16 protein-coding genes and 4 pseudogenes are annotated in these 16,724 nt (G+C 59.7%); 10 read left to right on the top strand and 10 right to left on the bottom strand.

Translation table 11 applies throughout. The features are described 5' to 3' along the window. The 3 genes from AC1D0I_RS30880 to AC1D0I_RS30890 form a co-directional block, all read left to right on the top strand. On the top strand, window positions 1-1,381 hold a 1,381-nt coding region (locus tag AC1D0I_RS30880; protein ID WP_477399858.1), incomplete at its 5' end, for a family 1 glycosylhydrolase. A gap of 286 nt (window positions 1,382-1,667) precedes the next feature. Continuing rightward, the gene (locus tag AC1D0I_RS30885) at window positions 1,668-2,390 is read left to right on the top strand and encodes a DUF4142 domain-containing protein (RefSeq protein WP_477399860.1); all 723 of its coding nucleotides are present in this window, start codon (window positions 1,668-1,670) and stop codon (window positions 2,388-2,390) included. A gap of 33 nt (window positions 2,391-2,423) precedes the next feature. Further along, window positions 2,424-3,041, top strand: coding sequence for a hypothetical protein (locus AC1D0I_RS30890; protein ID WP_477399862.1), 618 nt, complete (start codon window positions 2,424-2,426; stop codon window positions 3,039-3,041). A gap of 163 nt (window positions 3,042-3,204) precedes the next feature. Here AC1D0I_RS30890 and AC1D0I_RS30895 read toward each other — a convergent pair. After that, window positions 3,205-3,540, bottom strand: a pseudogene (locus AC1D0I_RS30895) (SDR family NAD(P)-dependent oxidoreductase); the annotation flags it as partial. A gap of 519 nt (window positions 3,541-4,059) precedes the next feature. Here AC1D0I_RS30895 and AC1D0I_RS30900 point away from each other — a divergent pair. After that, entirely contained in the window at window positions 4,060-4,539 is a 480-nt protein-coding gene (locus AC1D0I_RS30900) for a Crp/Fnr family transcriptional regulator (RefSeq protein ID WP_477399864.1), read from the top strand. A 10-nt stretch (window positions 4,540-4,549) separates the two neighbouring features. Here the strand turns inward: AC1D0I_RS30900 and AC1D0I_RS30905 are convergent, their stop codons facing one another. Then, window positions 4,550-4,915 carry a hypothetical protein gene (locus AC1D0I_RS30905; RefSeq protein ID WP_477399865.1) on the bottom strand — a complete coding sequence of 122 codons (366 nt, stop codon included), beginning with the start codon at window positions 4,913-4,915 and terminating at the stop codon, window positions 4,550-4,552. Between the two features lie 193 nt (window positions 4,916-5,108). On the opposite strand from AC1D0I_RS30905, the pseudogene AC1D0I_RS30910 reads away from it, so the two are divergent. Beyond that, window positions 5,109-5,285 (top strand): annotated as a pseudogene (locus tag AC1D0I_RS30910) (alcohol dehydrogenase catalytic domain-containing protein); the annotation flags it as partial. A gap of 125 nt (window positions 5,286-5,410) precedes the next feature. Next, window positions 5,411-5,761, top strand: a complete 351-nt coding sequence (locus tag AC1D0I_RS30915) for a cation transporting ATPase C-terminal domain-containing protein (RefSeq protein ID WP_477399882.1) — start codon at window positions 5,411-5,413, stop codon at window positions 5,759-5,761. A 47-nt stretch (window positions 5,762-5,808) separates the two neighbouring features. Here AC1D0I_RS30915 and AC1D0I_RS30920 read toward each other — a convergent pair. Both AC1D0I_RS30920 and AC1D0I_RS30925 read right to left on the bottom strand, forming a co-directional pair. Further along, window positions 5,809-6,339, bottom strand: a pseudogene (locus AC1D0I_RS30920) (HAD family hydrolase); the annotation flags it as partial. Window positions 6,340-6,367: 28 nt separating this feature from the next. Continuing rightward, the gene (locus AC1D0I_RS30925) at window positions 6,368-6,790 is read right to left on the bottom strand and encodes a cation-transporting P-type ATPase (protein ID WP_477399867.1); all 423 of its coding nucleotides are present in this window, start codon (window positions 6,788-6,790) and stop codon (window positions 6,368-6,370) included. A 44-nt stretch (window positions 6,791-6,834) separates the two neighbouring features. On the opposite strand from AC1D0I_RS30925, the pseudogene AC1D0I_RS30930 reads away from it, so the two are divergent. After that, a pseudogene (locus tag AC1D0I_RS30930) lies at window positions 6,835-7,059 on the top strand (response regulator); the annotation flags it as partial. Here AC1D0I_RS30930 and AC1D0I_RS30935 read toward each other — a convergent pair. Beyond that, window positions 6,959-7,852, bottom strand: coding sequence for an alcohol dehydrogenase catalytic domain-containing protein (locus AC1D0I_RS30935; protein WP_477399869.1), 894 nt, complete (start codon window positions 7,850-7,852; stop codon window positions 6,959-6,961). The pseudogene AC1D0I_RS30930 and the gene AC1D0I_RS30935 overlap by 101 nt on opposite strands. A gap of 339 nt (window positions 7,853-8,191) precedes the next feature. Between AC1D0I_RS30935 and groL the strand changes: the two genes are divergently transcribed. Then, complete coding sequence (gene groL, locus AC1D0I_RS30940; protein ID WP_477399870.1) at window positions 8,192-9,814, top strand: chaperonin GroEL; 1,623 nt, start codon at window positions 8,192-8,194, stop codon at window positions 9,812-9,814. 219 nt (window positions 9,815-10,033) lie between these two features. Here the strand turns inward: groL and AC1D0I_RS30945 are convergent, their stop codons facing one another. Together AC1D0I_RS30945 and AC1D0I_RS30950 are read right to left on the bottom strand one after the other, a co-directional pair. After that, on the bottom strand, window positions 10,034-10,723 hold the full coding sequence (locus AC1D0I_RS30945) for a methyltransferase family protein (RefSeq protein ID WP_477399872.1): 690 nt from the start codon (window positions 10,721-10,723) through the stop codon (window positions 10,034-10,036). 348 nt (window positions 10,724-11,071) lie between these two features. Further along, window positions 11,072-12,856 carry an adenylate/guanylate cyclase domain-containing protein gene (locus tag AC1D0I_RS30950; RefSeq protein WP_477399874.1) on the bottom strand — a complete coding sequence of 595 codons (1,785 nt, stop codon included), beginning with the start codon at window positions 12,854-12,856 and terminating at the stop codon, window positions 11,072-11,074. A gap of 532 nt (window positions 12,857-13,388) precedes the next feature. Here AC1D0I_RS30950 and AC1D0I_RS30955 point away from each other — a divergent pair. Next, on the top strand, window positions 13,389-13,817 hold the full coding sequence (locus tag AC1D0I_RS30955) for a DUF1194 domain-containing protein (RefSeq protein WP_477399884.1): 429 nt from the start codon (window positions 13,389-13,391) through the stop codon (window positions 13,815-13,817). Window positions 13,818-14,016: 199 nt separating this feature from the next. Here the strand turns inward: AC1D0I_RS30955 and AC1D0I_RS30960 are convergent, their stop codons facing one another. Together AC1D0I_RS30960 and AC1D0I_RS30965 are read right to left on the bottom strand one after the other, a co-directional pair. Next, window positions 14,017-15,021, bottom strand: a complete 1,005-nt coding sequence (locus tag AC1D0I_RS30960) for an ABC transporter substrate-binding protein (protein ID WP_477399876.1) — start codon at window positions 15,019-15,021, stop codon at window positions 14,017-14,019. Beyond that, window positions 15,018-15,515 (bottom strand): MFS transporter, encoded by a 498-nt coding sequence (locus tag AC1D0I_RS30965; RefSeq protein WP_477399878.1) that lies wholly within the window; start codon window positions 15,513-15,515, stop codon window positions 15,018-15,020. The genes AC1D0I_RS30960 and AC1D0I_RS30965 overlap by 4 nt, the downstream gene beginning before the upstream one ends. A gap of 271 nt (window positions 15,516-15,786) precedes the next feature. Here AC1D0I_RS30965 and AC1D0I_RS30970 point away from each other — a divergent pair, with 271 nt between their 5' ends. Beyond that, window positions 15,787-16,245 carry a YybH family protein gene (locus AC1D0I_RS30970; RefSeq protein WP_477399880.1) on the top strand — a complete coding sequence of 153 codons (459 nt, stop codon included), beginning with the start codon at window positions 15,787-15,789 and terminating at the stop codon, window positions 16,243-16,245. Between the two features lie 318 nt (window positions 16,246-16,563). On the opposite strand, the gene AC1D0I_RS30975 is transcribed toward AC1D0I_RS30970, so the two are convergent. Beyond that, a partial coding sequence (locus tag AC1D0I_RS30975; protein WP_477399886.1) for a transposase domain-containing protein occupies window positions 16,564-16,724 on the bottom strand: 161 nt, incomplete at its 5' end.

The raw sequence follows: 16,724 nt of genomic DNA on the forward strand, positions 1-16,724 counted from the left end.
GTTTGCGCACTATGCGGGTTTGGTTGCGCGACGATACCCGTGGGTCGAAGCCTTCACGCCAATCAACGAGCCGCTCACGACCGCCAGGATCAGCGGACTATACGGACTTTGGCACCCGCACGGGACGAGCGAGACTACGTGCTTGCAGCTGGCAGTGGCTCAATGCCGGGCGACGGCCCAGGCGATGAAAGCGATCCGCGAACATACCCCGCTGGCCCGCCTTGTGCAGACCGAGGATGTCGGCCGGATCTTTGCCTCTGAGCGCCTCTTCTACCAGGCCGACCATGAAAACGAACGCCGCTGGCTGGCGCTGGATCTGTTGGCGGGGCGCGTCGATGCCGAGCATCCTTTCTACGGCCGTCTGTTGGATGCAGGAATTTCGGAAGCACATCTCTCAGAGCTGCAGCGCGAGCCCTGTACGCCGGACATCATCGGAATTGACTATTACCTCACCAGCGACCGGATGCTTGACGAACAAATCGATCGATTCCCGCACGAACAGATCGGGGGCAACGGCATTGATGCCTATGTCGATACCGCGGCCGTTCGCCCTGTCGGCCAGCGCGATACCGGCCTCAAGCAAAGGATAGATGAGGTCTGGAGCCGCTACCACCTGCCGATCGCGGTGACGGAAATCCACAATGGTTCGACACGCGATGAACAGCTCCGCTGGTTGGTCGAGGGATGGCAGGCCGCGCAGATCGCAAAGGCGAGCGGGGTCGACGTCCGTGCTGTCACGGCATGGTCACTCTTCGGTGCCGTCGACTGGAACTCAATGCTTTCAAACCAGGCGGGCTACTACGAAAGTGGCGCCTTCGACATCCGCTCCGGGGCACCACGTCCAACCGCGCTCGCCTCCGTGATTGCAGATCTCGCCAGGCGTGGCGCCACGGACCATCCGGTATTGGATCGGCCTGGCTGGTGGCAAGACGAGCACGATTGCGCGCGCGGCCGTGGACGGCCTCTCTTGTTGATCGGCTTCGGTCGCCTGATCTCGGCAATCGAGGAATGTTGTATCGTTCGCAGATTGTCGGTCCACGCGGCAAGGCCGGAACGAGTGCGGCAGTTGATGAAAGAACAAGGCGCGTGGGCGGCGATCCAAGTCGACGAACGAGGCTTCAGCGGCTCAGGGGGGCTGACAAACGTCGCAAAAATCCTTTGCCTGTTTCCCGAAGGCGGCGATCTTCTGCTGCAATTCGATCCAAAGTCCTCGGCAAAAGATGCGGCAAACGCGCTTCTCGATCTGGTCATCGATGGCCAACGCGGTGCAATTGCGTTGTTGCAATCGGGCCCCCACAATCAGTACCAAATAGGCCAAATTGCCGACGGGGAGCAGCTGCTCAGGCGCCAGGCCGGTGAAGAAATGAGTTGCGTGGCGTGACCGACAGGCTCGGCTAGGTCGATCGGGTCACCCTCGCCGATCATTAAGCGAGGCAGCAACGCAATTACACGCCGCCGGCAGTGTGCGGCTGGAGATTCAAGCCTGGCGCGCAAAGCTCTATGAGCTTATCGCCGACGAGGCGCCGCATCTCCATCATCAACCGATTTTGTCGACCTTCGGGAACAAAGCCGGCGAGCGCAGGTTGGGTCTCAGCACATGTGTGCAGGAAAGGACCTCCCCATGGAAAACCCGCCATCTACTGGCTTCGCTGGCCACGGCCACAGCCATGACTTTCGCCCTGCCCGCTTTCGCTGCCGACAGCGCGCAGGATTTTGTCGACAAGGCCGCCGTCGGCGGCATGTTCGAAGTCGATTCCAGCAAGATCGCCGAGGGCAAGGCGCAGGACCAGGCCGTCAAGGATTTCGCGCAGAAGATGATCGACGATCATGGCGCGGCCAACGCCAAGCTTGAGACCATCGCCGGCGAGCAGAAGCTGACGGTGCCCAAGGAATTGGACGCCAAGCACAAGGCCGATCTCGACGCGCTGCAGAGCGCGAAGGACTCCGTCGACAAGCCCTATGTGCAGTTGCAGCGCGATGCGCATTCGGAAGCGGTCACGCTGTTCGAGAGTTATGCCAAGGACGGCGACAATGCGCAGTTGAAGACCTTCGCCTCGGAGACCTTGCCGACGCTCAAGATGCATCAGGAGATGATCGAGAAGATCGCCGCCACGGGCGACGCAGCGACGGGTGAAGCCGCGCCTGCCACCAGCTGGACCACGCCTGCGGTAACCACGACCGACACCGCCAACCCGGCTGCTCCCGTTCCCGGCGCCAACTCCTTCACCGAGGACCAGGCCAAGGACCGCATCCAGGATGCCGGCTTCTCCGACGTGTCCGCACTGACGAAGGACGACAAGGGCATCTGGCGCGGCCAGGCAACCAAGGACGGCAAGACCACGACCGTCGCGCTCGACTACCAGGGCAACGTCGTTGCCGGCACCAACTAAACGGACTGAAACCAGATCGAGGAGATCAAGACCATGAAAACCGTAACCGGCCTTTTCGACAATTACGATGACGCTTCCGATGCCGTGGGCGAGCTGGAGGCCAGCGGCGTTCCGCATGCCGATATCAGCATCGTCGCCAACAACTCGAACGATTGGTACGACGACGGTGACACCTCCAAGGCAGCGGATGATGCAGCCGGCGGCGCCGGCGTTGGCGCCGTTATCGGTGGCGCCGGCGGGCTCTTGACCGGGCTCGGCCTCATGGCCATCCCGGGTGTCGGCCCTGTTGTGGCAGCAGGCTGGCTGGCCGCCACCGCGGTCGGCGCTGTGGGCGGCGCGGTCGTCGGTGGTGCGGCCGGCGGCATCGTCGGCGCCCTGACCGATTCCGGCGTGCCGGAAAAGGATGCGCATGTCTATGCCGAAGGTGTTCGCCGCGGTGGCACGCTGGTGACGGCCAAGGTTAGCGATGAGCTGGCGGACGAAGCCGAACGCATCCTTGGACAGACCAACTCGGTCGATCTGCAAGAACGTCGTGGCGCCTATGAAGCCGATGGCTGGACCCGATTCGATGCCGATGCCGACCCCTATACTGACATCGAGGCGGAGCGTGACAGAGCGAGCAACGCCAACCGGCGCGTAAATCGAGTTTGATGCGACAGGCTCCCGGCCTGGTTCGAAGAACCGTTGCCGGGAGTCTGCCCTCGGCCCATAACTGTTAGGATCGTGACCTCGGTGTAAGTTGCGTTGTGCTCCTCGCGAGCGCGCCCGTCTCGAACAGGGGCGCTGCTTTTGTGGCAAAGTGGAGAAGCTGAATACGGGTGAAGGCATAGATACCGCCCTTGGTCATCGAGTAGTCAACCAGTTCTTTCGACCCGTCTATGCCTGTCGTCGACCCGGTGTTGACGATTGCAGAGCCCGGCTTCATGTGGGCTACGGCTTCCTGAGCCATATGGAAGTAACCGTAGAGGTTGGTCTTCACTGTCGTGTCGAAATGGTCCTCGGTCAGGTCCGCAAAGTCGTATTAATGAATCTGGAAGGCAGCGTTGTTAACGAGCACGTCCAGGCCGCCAAGTTGTTTCACCGTAATGGCCACAGCCTTTCGGCAGAAGGTTCGAACAGCGACATCTCCACGGAGCGTTATGCAGCGTCTTCTGGGTCAATTCTGCGACTGAGATGATGTCGGCGCCTTGTCTCGGTCACGTTGTTGGAAATCCATTTGTCCCGGAAGTTGATGCCACGCGTGCTCATTGTCCGCCCATGCGCGAGTTCCTAGTAACGGAACTCAGCGTCCGGGGCGTCATAGCGTTCCGTCAAGCATGCGAAAAGATTAACTGGGATGAATCTTCGGCGGCACGGATCGGTTGTCTGATGATGACAAAGTGCTAAAGGTGAGCGATGTCCAGTTTGACAACGCCGCTAATCCGAAAGCTCGAAAGCCTGGGTCGACTTTCATCGGATGAACGCGAGAGCGTCGAAGCTATGACGCTTGTAGGCAAGGAGTTGGCGCCCGGTCAGCAGATTGCGCTGGAAGGTAATGAGCCAAGCCAGTGTTGCTTGGTGGTTGAGGGGCTCCTGCGACGGTATAGCATTTTGAGCAGCGGCAATCTGCAAACGCTCTCAATCCATGTCCCCGGCGATATACCTGATCTCCAGGGCCGATCTTAGAACCATGGACCACACTCTCGCGTCGATCGGTAGAAGCAAGGTTGCCCTGATTGCACACCGCGACATTCTCGAGGTTCTCCGTAAGTCACCTCGCCTGGCAAATCTATTTTGGCGGGAAAGTCTAGTAGATGCAGCGGTCGCGCGCGCCTGGGTCAAGGTGTTGGGAGGGCATGATGCGTTCGGCAGGTTAGCCCACCTCGCCTGTGAGCTTTACGCGCGCATGGAGGTCATGGGGCTGGTAAGCGACAATTCTTATCCCTTACCACTAACTCAAGTTCAGCTCGGCGAGACTATCGGGGCGAGCGTTGTTCACGTAAATCGCATTTTGAAGAAGCTGCGCGTTGACCGCCTTTTAGAGCACAAAGAAGGGCGGATAGTCATTACGAACTGGGACGGCTTAAGCGACGCGGCAGACTTCGATCCCGGGTACCTAAACCTGCGAGACCCGCGCTATTTGGATTTAACGCCAGCGGCCGACGGTTAGTCGTCTCCGTTCATTCCTCGCGGAAATCCTTTAGCGAAGCGTGGCGCAAATCTTCCTCGCCGCGCAAGTGCTTCACGCGGCCGACCAGCCCTGGCTTGACCCATTGCGTTGCCGGACGCGTCATGCCCTTCGGCGCCGTGCCAGCGTTGTCTTGGACACGCTTCCACAGTCGCTCGCGCATATCCCGGTTCAAGGTGATGAAAGCCGAGCCGACATAGCGCCCTGTGCCTCGCTCGGCCATGAGAGCAAATGCCGGCTTGCCTGGCTCTCGCTCGACGCCGAGGAGATCGAACTCGCCGACCGCATAGCTCTTGGCCTTCAGCCAGTTTGTGGTCGGACCACTGCGGTATTTGCTGTCTCGTCGTTTCGACACCATGCCCTCAAGTCCGGACCTTGTCGACGAGGTGGAATATGCTGGCCGCATCACCGGGCAGTGCCTTCTGAATTGGATACGCCTGCCATCAGGGATCATCTTTGYCAGGATCTCGCGACGATCCTCGAGCGGCATGTTTCGCAGAACTTGCAAAGCCGACTTCAAAGCTTCCTGGCCGCACTTTCGGCCTCATGGTTGCGGTGTGTGCCATACGGACCTGCATGCCGCCTCCGGTGACTGGCCGGTCAAGCCTGTGCCGCCCTTCATCCCCGGCCATGAAGTGGCAGGCGTGGTGGCCGCGCTCGGGCCAGGTGTGACCGATTTCAAGAAGGGTGATCCGGTCGGCGTAGCCTGGCTGCACGACGCCTGCCTGAGCTTCGCGGCGCCCTCGCAGCTCGACCTCGGCTGACAGCCAGTTGTCAGCTTGGTCGTGGGATAGGCGCGGCGGTTGTCGCCTCGCTGTTCCTGCCTTTCCTGCCGCTTCTGGCAAAGCAGATCCTGCTCAACAATTTCCTTTCTGACGTTCCTTCGCTCGCCATCGCAAGCGACAACGTCGATGCCGACCAGCTTCGCCAGCCTCGCCACTGGGACATCCGTTTTGTGCGGCGGTTCATGATCAGCTTTGGCTTGGTCAGTTCGCTGTTCGACTTCGCGACCTTCGCGTTCCTCCTGTTCTTCGCGCATGTCACGGAAGCCGCGTTCCAGACCGCCTGGTTTGGCGAATGTCTTGCGGCCGTCGTCGACGCCGCGCACGAGAACGCCCAGATCTTGCTTGAGAAGGATGATGTCGGCAGCTTCGCGCGCGACATCGACAGCTGTGTCGACGAGATGCCTATGTCTGCCTCATGAAGGGCGGGCGCATCATTGATGCCGTCGCCAAGATAGCCAACGACATGGCCTCTGCTCCGCAAGGCCTGAACGATGCGCTCCTTCTGGTTGGGATCGATCTCGACGAAAAGGTCGGTGTGCTGCACGCCTGCAAAGAGCGCGCTCTTGGTCAATTTCGAAAGCTCCTCGCCGGTCATGATCCTGCTGGCGTGCAAGCCGACCGCTTGGGCAAGATGTGCGGCAACGTAACGGTTGTCGCCCGAAATGACTTTTACCGCGATGCCGCGTTGGGCGAGCTCGGCAAGCGTCTCCTTGACGCCTTCCTTTGGCGGGTCGAGGAAAAGCAGGAAGCCTGCGAAGACGAGATCGATTTCGTCTTTCCTGTTGAACGTTTTCCGGCTCTCAAATCGACGGATTGCCAGGCCCAGAACGCGGTAGCCGTCCGCGCTCCAGCGCCGGAATTTTTCGTCGATCGCCGCACGTTGCTTCACATCGAGGGGTTCCAGCCCTTTCACCGTGCTGACGAGGCCGCACGTTTCGAGGACATTTAGTACGGCGCCCTTGGTGATCAGAAGATCTTCGGCATCCTTGGTCCGCACAACAACGGACAGGCGCTTGCGAATGAAATCATAGGGGATCTCGTCGACCTTGGTGAAAGCGGCCAATGAAGCGCCCCCGCCCGGTGCATCGGCGATCGCTTCGTCCAGCGGGTTCTTCAATCCGGTCTGCAGGGCGGACGCAGCTTGCCAGCACGATCGCACCGATGATCGCAGCCTCCTGGCCCTCTCCCACGAAAGCCGATACGCTGGCCGCGAAAATAAGGATCAGCACCAGCGGGCTACGGAACTGGCGGGCAAACACGATCAGAGCCGACGCGCTTGACTTCGACGCCGGTGTGTTTCGGCCGAATTTTGCGAGCCTCGATGCCGCCTCGGAAGCTGCAAGCCCCGAGGCAGACGTCTCAAGGCGTCGCAGGAGGTCATTGGTCTCGATCGACCAATAGGCACCGCCATCTGGCGGGACGGATTGCTGGTCAGCTTCGCCTATCATCAATACGACATGAAGCGGTTGATGCTGCTCTCTTCGATCAGTGTATAGATGGCATCGAGTTCCTGCGGCAGCTCAGAGCAGGCGGACATAGAATCCCGGTTATTGTCATGACGGGCCATGCTGATGTGGCGCTCGCCGTTCAGGCAATGAAGGAGGGCGCTGCCGATTTCATCGAAAAGCCGTTCGACGACGAGATGCTGATCGGAGCGATCCATTCAGCGTTGGCCAACCGCAACCAGGTCGATGCAGCGCATCCTCAGTCTGCGGATAGGCGCATAGCAAACCGCCAGGCTTGAGCGCCGCGAACGAGCGGCGATAGCCTTCCTCCCCGATGCCGTCAAAGACGACGTCGAACCCGCCTGGCAGGACACGCGCGAAGTCTTCGCGCTGGTAGTCGATCGGCGTGGCCCCAAACGCGCGGATCAGCGCGGCGTGCGTCCCGTGGGCACCGCCCCATAGCTGAAGCCCGGCCATGCTGCCCAATACGAGCAGCGCCTGACCGACTGCACCCGCGGCTCCGTGCACCAGTACGCGCTGCCCTCGGTGCACCTGCGCAGCGCGGTGCAGGAGTTGGTATGCGGTCATCCAACTCAGGATCAGCGTTGCGGCCTCCGCCGCGTCGACGCCAGCCGGCACCGCAGTCAAGCGGTTCGCTTGGAGCGTGCGATAGGCAGCATTCGATCCGAGCACCGTCATGTCGGCCACACGGTCGCCAAGCTGAAATCCGGTCACGCCATCGCCGACCTGATCGATTTCCCCGATAACATCGTACCCCATTACAAACGGTGGGCGGCGGGACGCAGTCTGCGGGTAGAGATGCCGCCGGATCAGCGTGTCGGTGTATTCTAGGCCCGAGGCGAGCACGCGGACCCGCACTTCACCCGGACCAGCAGTTGGCATGGGAGCGTCGATCACCTCGAGTTCCTCGGGACCGCCGAAGCGCCTGACTTGAACAACGCGATTGCACGGTTCGATCACACGCGGATCCTTGCATCTCTTATTCCAAGAGCGCACGTCATGGCTGCAGATGGTCGCCGGCAAACTCAAGGATATTGCGGTCATAGTAATTCTCACCGGAAACTTGGCCCCTGTAATTGATGCGGATCAATTCCGCTCATGGCACATCGAGTCATTTCGCTGTGCTGCGGAATTTGGTCACTATCGAGACGACAAAGGCTGTCGAAACCGTGCCCGACACCAGACTCACCATTGTGACGCGTTCAAACAGGCTGAATTACTACTAGCCACGGTTGCTGCTTACATGATCAAGGGCATCGAGCGGGTCACGAGTGAATCCAGTCATCCTCATCAACATGGCCCGGGTTCGCGATTGATGCGTATCAAGGCCGACCGACAGGATGCCTGTTTAGTTGAAACTGGCTAACAGGTTCGGAGGCGGTCATGGCTCACAAACAGATACTGTTCCGTTCAGCCGCGCGCGAAAAAATTCTTCGTGGCGCGACCCAACTTGCCGACGCCGTGCGCGTGACGCTCGGACCGCGCTCAAAGTCGGTTTTGATCGAAAAGAAATGGGGCGCTCCCATAGTTTGCAACGACGGAGTCACCATCGCCAAGGAATTCGACCTGAAGGATCCCGAAGAAAATCTTGGCGCGAGAATGCTCAGGCAAGCGGCCGAGAAAACCGGGGATATGGTTGGTGACGGCACCAGCACATCCACCATTCTGGCTCATGCGATGTTCGCCGATGGCGTGCGCAACGTCGTTGCCGGCGCCAGCGCGATCGACATCAAGAAGGGTCTCGATCGTGCAACAAAACGCGCGATCGAAACACTCAAGCAGATATCTCGACCGGTCTCGACCCGTCGCGAGAAGGAGCAGGTGGCAACGATCTCCGCGCACAACGATCCTCTCATCGGCCAGTTGGTCGGCGAGGCAATGGAGAAGGTCGGCGGCGAAGGCGTCATCACGGTCGAAGAGTCGAAGACCACTGAAACCGTTCTGGACGTTGTCGAAGGCATGCAGTTCGATCGTGGATTCCTGTCACCATATTTCGTCACCGATCCCGAGAAGATGGAAGCGGTCCTCGAAGACACGCTGGTGCTGCTCGTGGACAAGAAGATCGCTTCGCTGAACGATCTTATCAAGCTGCTGGAGGCCGTGTCGAAGTCCGGTTCGCCATTGCTGGTGTTTGCCGAGGAAGTCGAAGGCGAGGCGCTTGCGACGCTTATCGTCAACCAGATCCGGGGCACGTTCAAGAACTGTGGCGTCAAGGCGCCCGGCTTCGGCGACCGTCGCAAGGCCATGCTGCAGGACATCGCAATCTTGACCGGCGGACAGGTTATCTCCGAGGACCTCGGCCTCAAACTGGAAAATGTTACCATGGAGCAGTTGGGACGGGCCAAGCGCGTGGTCGTCGACAAGGACAACACGACGATCATCGGCGGCAGCGGAGGCCTGAAGGCAATCAAGGGCCGTGTAGAACAGATCCGGCGCGAGATCGACAATACGACGAGCGATTATGATCGCGAAAAGCTGCAGGAGCGGCTGGCCAAGCTCGCAGGCGGTGTCGCCGTCATCAAGGTCGGCGCGCCGACCGAGGCCGAAATGAAGTCGAAAAAGGAAGCGCTCGACGACGCCATCAGCGCCACCAAGGCTGCGGTCGCTGAAGGCATCGTGCCAGGCGGTGGTCTTGCCCTATTGCGCTGCATCACGACCGTGGCTGACGAGGAACAACATTGCGAAGGCGACGAGCGGACCGGCGTGCAGATTGTCAAGCGGGCACTCGAAGCACCGGTTCGGCAGATCGCCGAGAATTCCGCAGTCGACGGCGGAGTTGTCATTGCCAAGATGATTGAAGGCACCGGCAATTTCGGATTCGATGCCGGACGCAAAGAATACGTCGACCTCGTCGAGGCCGGCATCATCGACCCGACCAAGGTGGTGCGCATCGCGCTTGAAAACGCCGTTTCGGTCGCCAGTGTTCTGCTCTTGACCGAAGCAACCATGACCGAAATTCCGGAACCGGCGAAAGAGCGCGCTCTCGAACAGGAAATGACGATGTAGGTGACGCGCGAGGGGCCTCTGTGGAAACAGGCAACTTGATGATTTCTCAGCAACAGTGCCGCGCTGCGCGCATTCTCGTCCAGGTCGACCGTCCTCTCTTGGCCACCGCGTCCGGCGTCACGGCACAGGCTATCCTGTCTTTCGAAAGGTCAGGCCGCAGTTTACGCGACGCCGGGGTGCTCGCCCTGCGGCAGGCTTTGGAGAGATTGGGTGCGGAATTTATTTGCGAAGACGCTGGGGCGGCGCCGGCGTCAGGCTTCGCTTCGACGCTGACCAATCTCRCAGTATCTCGGATTGAGAGGAGGAAGGCGGCAGGGTCGGCGATGACGATGTGCCCTGACGAACTGGCAAAGTATGCAGACTTTGATGCGCATCAAGGCGCAGCATCGGACCTGCGGTGATCCTGCGATAGGTTTCGACTACAGCTCGATGTCGGTCGTCGGGGCTGTGTTCCATAAAGAGGTCAAAGACGCGACTTTCATTTGGATGCGCTCTCAAGTACTCGAACATCGGCATACCCAACTCGGCCTCAAATGCAGGCTCCCCAGTTCGGATCGTATGGTCGAGGTTGCCCCATGCTGCCCATGTGCTTGGCATGCCCCAATAACGAACGGTGTAGTAGAGAGTCGGCTTGGAGTTTCGTCGTAACCATGCCGAACGAGACGTCTGACTGAGGATCCCGGCCGCATCCAGAGCAAACACTCCGTATGCACTCAGGGCGCGGCAAAGCCGTAGGAGCATCGCGGCGTTGACACCGCACTCCCCTGCTAATTCGGCCACGAGCTTTGGTCTTTCGGCAATCCTGTCAGCGAGGTCGATATCAGCGGCTATCTGAAGCATCTTCGTGAACTGGAACGAGCGGACGAAAAGCGCCATTTCCGTGAAGGCGTCGTGTTCACTGATTGTCATTCGTTGCCCTTCCCGAAATCATCCGCGCTGCTCCACATTATCTGATCGGGGTTCCCTCTGATACCGGCCACTTCGTGACCATCTGCTGCTCGTCCTTGCGGAGCCGCGTGGCACTGACTGCGCCAAGGACTGCTCCTGGCGCTACTTGCTGGTTCCCATCGACGAGACGAACGGCAACGGTCGGACCCTAAGCTCGTTCGCCCTGGAATTCACGGCCATGACCCGATGCAGCTTTCGCGGCAACGAACTCGAACGCCTGAGATTGTGCGCAAGCCGGCTTCCCCGCACGTGAACTCTTGACCCAAATCCGAGACGCTGTTTCGAACGGCTCGTCAGGAGCGCAAACCCTTACGCGTCAGCTGGCACCCCGGCCTTCAGCAGCGCACCGCAGTAGCGGTCAAAAAACTTTGCGTCGTTGAACGTGCCGGTGCTGCGATAGAGGGCAACCGAAAAGCGCGGTGAAAGCGCGAGCATTTTTCTGCCTATCGCTCTTGCTTCCTCGATCCTGCCCAATTCCACAAGGGCAAAGGCGACAACGCGATAGCACGTCATCCAAGTGGGCGAGGCATCGATCGCTTGATTTCCGACCGTGAGGGCATCGGCGTAGCGTTCGGCGATGAGATGGGAGGTTGCGACGCCCGACAGGCTAAAGCCGATTTCAGGATCGACTGGGCTGAGCCGCATACCGCGCTCAAAGGAAGGCAACGCAGCTTCGGCGTCGCAAATGTAATTGCGAACCCAACCGTTTGACGTCAGCACGCGCCAGGAGCTTCCTCCCAAGGCGCTGGCGCGATCCATGGCCCTGATCGAAGCGTCGTACCGCTTGCCGAGGTACGCTAGCGCATGGCCGGCACAAGCCAGTGTGGTAGGATGATCGCCATGTTCGTCCAGCGCCTCGAAAGCTAGCCTGATACCCTCTGAATCCTCCTCATTCGTCGACCAATGTTGGGACTTTCGCAGCACATAAGCATAGGCGGCGAGTGCCTTCGCCAACGAGTAATGAGGGTCGAGCGCGATCGCTCTATAAAAGAGGCCCAGCGCGTCATCGTTGAACTTTCGGGTGGTGATAACCGAATTGATGTTCGGTAGTGCGCGCAAACAGAGGTCATAAGCTGCCAGGCTCTCGGTCGGCTTCTCGCGCATGCGCTCCAGTTCAGCCAGCTTCAGAGTCGGCTCGACGGCTCCTACGATTGCCTCAGTGATGCGGTCCTGTAGCTCGAACAGGTCCTCCAACCACCCATCGAAGCGATCCGCCCAGACGTGACGGCCCGTCTCGGCTTCGATGAGCTGGCCGGTAATGCGAACGCGGTCGCCGACCTTGCGCACCGAACCCTCGAGCAGGTAGCGCACGCCGAGCTCTCGGCCCGCTTGCTTCGCATCGACGGTTCTGCCCTTATAGGTGAAGCTGGAATTGCGGGCGATAACGAAGAACCATTTGACCCTCGACAGTTCCGTGATCAGGTCCTCGGCTATCCCATCCGCGAAATATTCCTGCTCGGGGTCTCCGCTCATATTCTGAAAGGGTAGGACAGCAATCGACGGCTTGTCCGGCAAGCTGGGTCCTGGAAAGGGCGCGTCAGTGGTGCTTCCGTCTGCCCTTGTGGAGTCGTGACCACTTCTTAAAGAGTAGGCTCGCATCGGCCTAACTATGTTCTTGAGATTTTGCTCCCCCAGATCGACGAACTCTTCCTTGATCTTGTCGCGCACCTGCCGGTAAGCATCTTCAGACAAGCAAATCCCGCCGGCACCGCAAATGCCCTCTAGTCGCGCGGCGATGTTGACGCCGTCGCCCATCAAATCACCATCGCTCTCTTCAACCACATCGCCCACATGAATGCCGACGCGGAACTCAATGCGGCGCTCGAGTGGCACGCCCGCGTTTCGCTCCACCATGCCATTTTGCACTTCGATGGCGCAGCGCACGGCATCGACAACGCTACGGAATTCTACCAGGGTTCCGTCGCCAGTGCGTTTCACCACGCGTCCGGTGTGCACCGCGATGGTAGGATCAATGAGGTCGCTGCGGAGCGCCCGGAGTCGCGCGAGCGTCCGATCTTCGTCCGACCCAGCCAGCCGGCTGTATCCGACAACATCGGCGGCCAGGATCGCCGCAAGTTTGCGGATCTCGCTCACCTTGCCCTCCTTTGCTATCCGACATAGCACAGACTCAAGCGCAAGACCGCTCCATTTGGAACGGCGTGATTTCGCGGCGATGGAAGGCGCCCGGAGTCCCATTGGCCGAAAAGCAGCTTTGGGTCCGAAGCGCGACATTGTCGGCGATTGTCAGAAAGGTCTCGAATTGGCGCACGTGGTCGGTGGGTGCGTTCAGACATCAGATTACCTGATGAGGCTCGGGAAGGTCCGGCCGGGGTGGGAAGTTGCCGTTCGGCTCAATAGTCAGAACGAGCACGTTGCGCCAATTCCGGACTTTCTAGGAACGGAACTCGCCTTTCAGTGTTGCAATGCCGACTGTATCCAGCCGGAGCAGTTTGTCGAAAGACTAGTGACGGAAACGGTAAACGCGCGCCAATTGTTCGGCACCGTCATGAGTTCGTTCGCAGTTCTGAAGCCAGCATCACGGGCCATGCCAATCCAGGTCGCGGCCGTCTCGGCATAGTCGGACGCGCGACTGTAGCTCTCGAAGGCGTCGAACTCCTCGTCGGAGATCGCCGCCCAAGCCGCGCTCCTGGCCGCAGGCAAGCTAATGGCCGAAGGGCCTGCAAGCGACCGCCGGGTAATCGATGTCTCTGGAGACGGACCCAACAATGCCGGTCTGCCGCTTCAACCCGTGCGCGACGCACCCATTGCCGCTGGCGTGACCATCAACGGACTGGCGATCTCGCTGCACGCAACCGACACACTCGACAGCTTTGGCCCGCGCTATGTCGAGCTGTATTATGAAAGCTGCGTCATCGGCGGTTCCGACGCTTTCATCGTCAGGGTCGACAACACAGCCGAGTTTGCAAAGGCAATTAGGAAGAAGCTCGTGAATGAAATTGCTGGCCTGTCCGCCAGCGTGCAGCCTGCGGCATTTCAGATCCGCTCACGAGCTGTCGTCGATTGCGTCACGGTCGGAGCAGCGCCTGGACGGTAGAGCTGCGCCGGTCGGATCTTTCATGGTCCGAGAGCGAAAGGTCCGCATTGGTGAAGGTTTTTCGATGCAGGCCGCGGCGCGGGGGCTCGGGCTGCGATCGACATCGGCCCGCGTTGGAAAACCTTCACCATAGCCGACACAGTATTGACCTTGGTCGGCGCTCTATTAGGCGCCATCGGTAGTCGCTTTCGCCTCCGAGTTACTCCACCTTTTCGACGAATTGCAGGAACTCGACAGGTGGAAACAAGTTGAGTTCCTTGGCAACGTTCATGTTTACCAGATAGGCGAACTTCTCCATGGCAACGACCGGCATGTCGCCGGGCTTGGCACCCTCCGTCAGGATTTTGGCCACCTGTTCACCGGCAAGCTTGCCAACGTCGTAGTCGCGAGCGGCCACCGACATCAGCGCCTGGGATTCGCTGACCAGATGTTCATAAGGGCTGAGCACGGGCAAGCCATTGGCCACGGCAGCACCGGTGAAGACATCGGCGTTCTTCTCAAGGAAGGTGCTTGAGCCCAGGTAGACGAACTGGACGCCGGCCGCCTTTAGTTGGGCGGTAACCTCGGCAAGCTTGGCTGGATCCGGGGTGCCGTCGGCAAGTGCTGGCAGCGGCAAGGCGTCGAACTTGAACTTCATCTTTTCCGATAACGCCTTTAGTTCCTCCATCTTTTTCACCGAATTGGGCTCGCTGCGGTCGAACAGGAGACCCAGATGATCGAAGCTCGGCATGTAGCGCTTGATGCTCTTGATGTTGACGCTTTCGGGAACCCGGTTTCGGGTACCGGTCACATTGGGGCGGCCGGTCTTTTCGTAGCTTTCGATGATACCCGCACCGATCGGATCGGCCACCACGGTGAACACCACGGGGATGTCATTGAGAAGGTCGCTGTTCTGCTGGTCTTTCAACGTGCCGACCATGCCTAGAGTAGTCTTGGTGCCCCAGGTGACCACCACGTCAGCCTTGCGGTCGCGTGCGTCCTTGACAAAGCCGGGCAGTTTGCTCTTGTCCTGTGCCGCATCGTCGACGACGAAGCTGACATCAATTTTCTTTTCTTCAAGCGAGTCCTTGAGGCCCTTGCAGACATCCTCGCAGCCCAGCCACGTTATCATCACAAGGGTCTTCTCCGCCGCCTCGGCCCGAGGCGGAAGAACGAGGCAAGAAGCCAGGACGGCGCCGGCCAACACACGGTTTGCGTATTTCATGCTTTCCTCCTTCCAATGATCGACAAGCTGTGGCTTGCCACGTAATAGATGAAATACGCGCCGACCCCGGCCAGCACCAAAATGGCGATGAAGCCCATTCCAGCGGAATAGCCAAAACTTCCAGCGACGGCGGCGATGGCGATAAGGCCCACAACGCTGCCAATTCGGTCCATGACCCTGACGGTGCCAAGGACTCTTTCCGAACCGATATGGGTCAGCCTTCCTTCCGCAAGTTCCATTACTGTGGCCGTCTTTGGCCCACTCACCAGGCCGTAGCCAAGGCCGGTGCCGATTGCGGCAACAATCATAGTCCAGCCGTTAGTAACTGCCGCCGCTGCGAGCAGGGTCACTCCGCCAAGCAATGCCCCGGCGACGGTGATGCCCACCGCCGAAATCTTGCCGGCAGGCAGTCGCCCGTACAGTGAACCCGACAGGATCACCATTAGAAAGTATATCATCATCAACCGTCCGGTATCGGCCGTGGAGGCGCCCAACGCGTTCATCTGCAGCGACAGGAGATAGGAGATAAAGACCTGATCGAGGATCGTTTGGCTCAGGCATGTCGTCGGAAGAGCCTGGCTGGGATTGTCATTGTATTAGCGCGAGCGCATATTGGCCCTGCAAGCGGCCTGCTGCTACGCCCCGTCTGTAAAGACATTCATTGGGCGCCGATGTCCGGCAACACCCGGCGATACTCGCCCTCGTTGTCTTCATCTGCACATGGTCTTCGCTGGCCGGCTTTCAAAGGTCAAAGGGAGGACTTCGATGCGCTACTTTCTAGCCACTTTTTGTTTCGTCGCACTCGTTATCTGCGGTGGCGAATCTGCCTGTGCCCAGACTGCCCAATCAAGCATAGAGGCGAACAATGCGGACTTTGTTGCGAAGTTTGCCGCTAAGAATGCGAAAGGCCTAGCTCAACACTATACCGAAGACGCGGTAGCGTTTCCTCCCAACGAAGACCGGATCGCCGGCCGCGAAAGCGTTCAGAAGATGTGGCAGGGCTGGATCGATGCAGGATTGACCGATCTGACCCTGAAAGCGGCGCAGGTCGAGGAGAGTGGCAATCTCGCGTATGAGGAGGGTACCTACTCAATCAAGATTCCCGGCAGTGACGGCAAGACCAGTGAGGAAATCGGCAAATACATTGTCGTTTGGAAGAAGGGCGCCGACGGCGAATGGCGACTGCATCGGGATATATGGAATGCGAACCCTGCTAAGAAGTAGAGTTCCCCAATCACACCCGAGTGGCCCGTCTGGAATGGCAGAAGCTTCGCGAACGCAACGAAGCCTCGACTGCCGTGTCTATGCCCGCCGCCGCCTGGATCATCGGTGCCGACCGTTGGCCGGAATCGACCTGGCGAGACCTGGAGGCGCAGTTCGGCAAAAACACCGCTGCCCTGGAGCCGGCGACGACTGCCGCGACCACGACGCCGCCATTGACCTCAGCATCGCACATTCAGATGACGCGCTCCCAAGGCCGGCAAGCCACGCGGAGGACAAGGCGAATTCGCCTGAGCCGCTGGATGGAGGTAACCGCTGTTCTCAGGCCACGGCCTTGAGTGGTGCGGGGGCGTAGGCCCAGGGCAGCAGGTCGTCGAGTTGGCTTTGCGGATGGCCGGCGACGATGCGGGTGATGACGTCGGTGAGGTAGGCGTACGGGTCGACGCCGTTGAGTTTTGCGGTTTCTACGAGCGAGGCGATGG

The sequence above is a fragment of the Mesorhizobium sp. P2_D1 genome, from assembly GCF_056404455.1.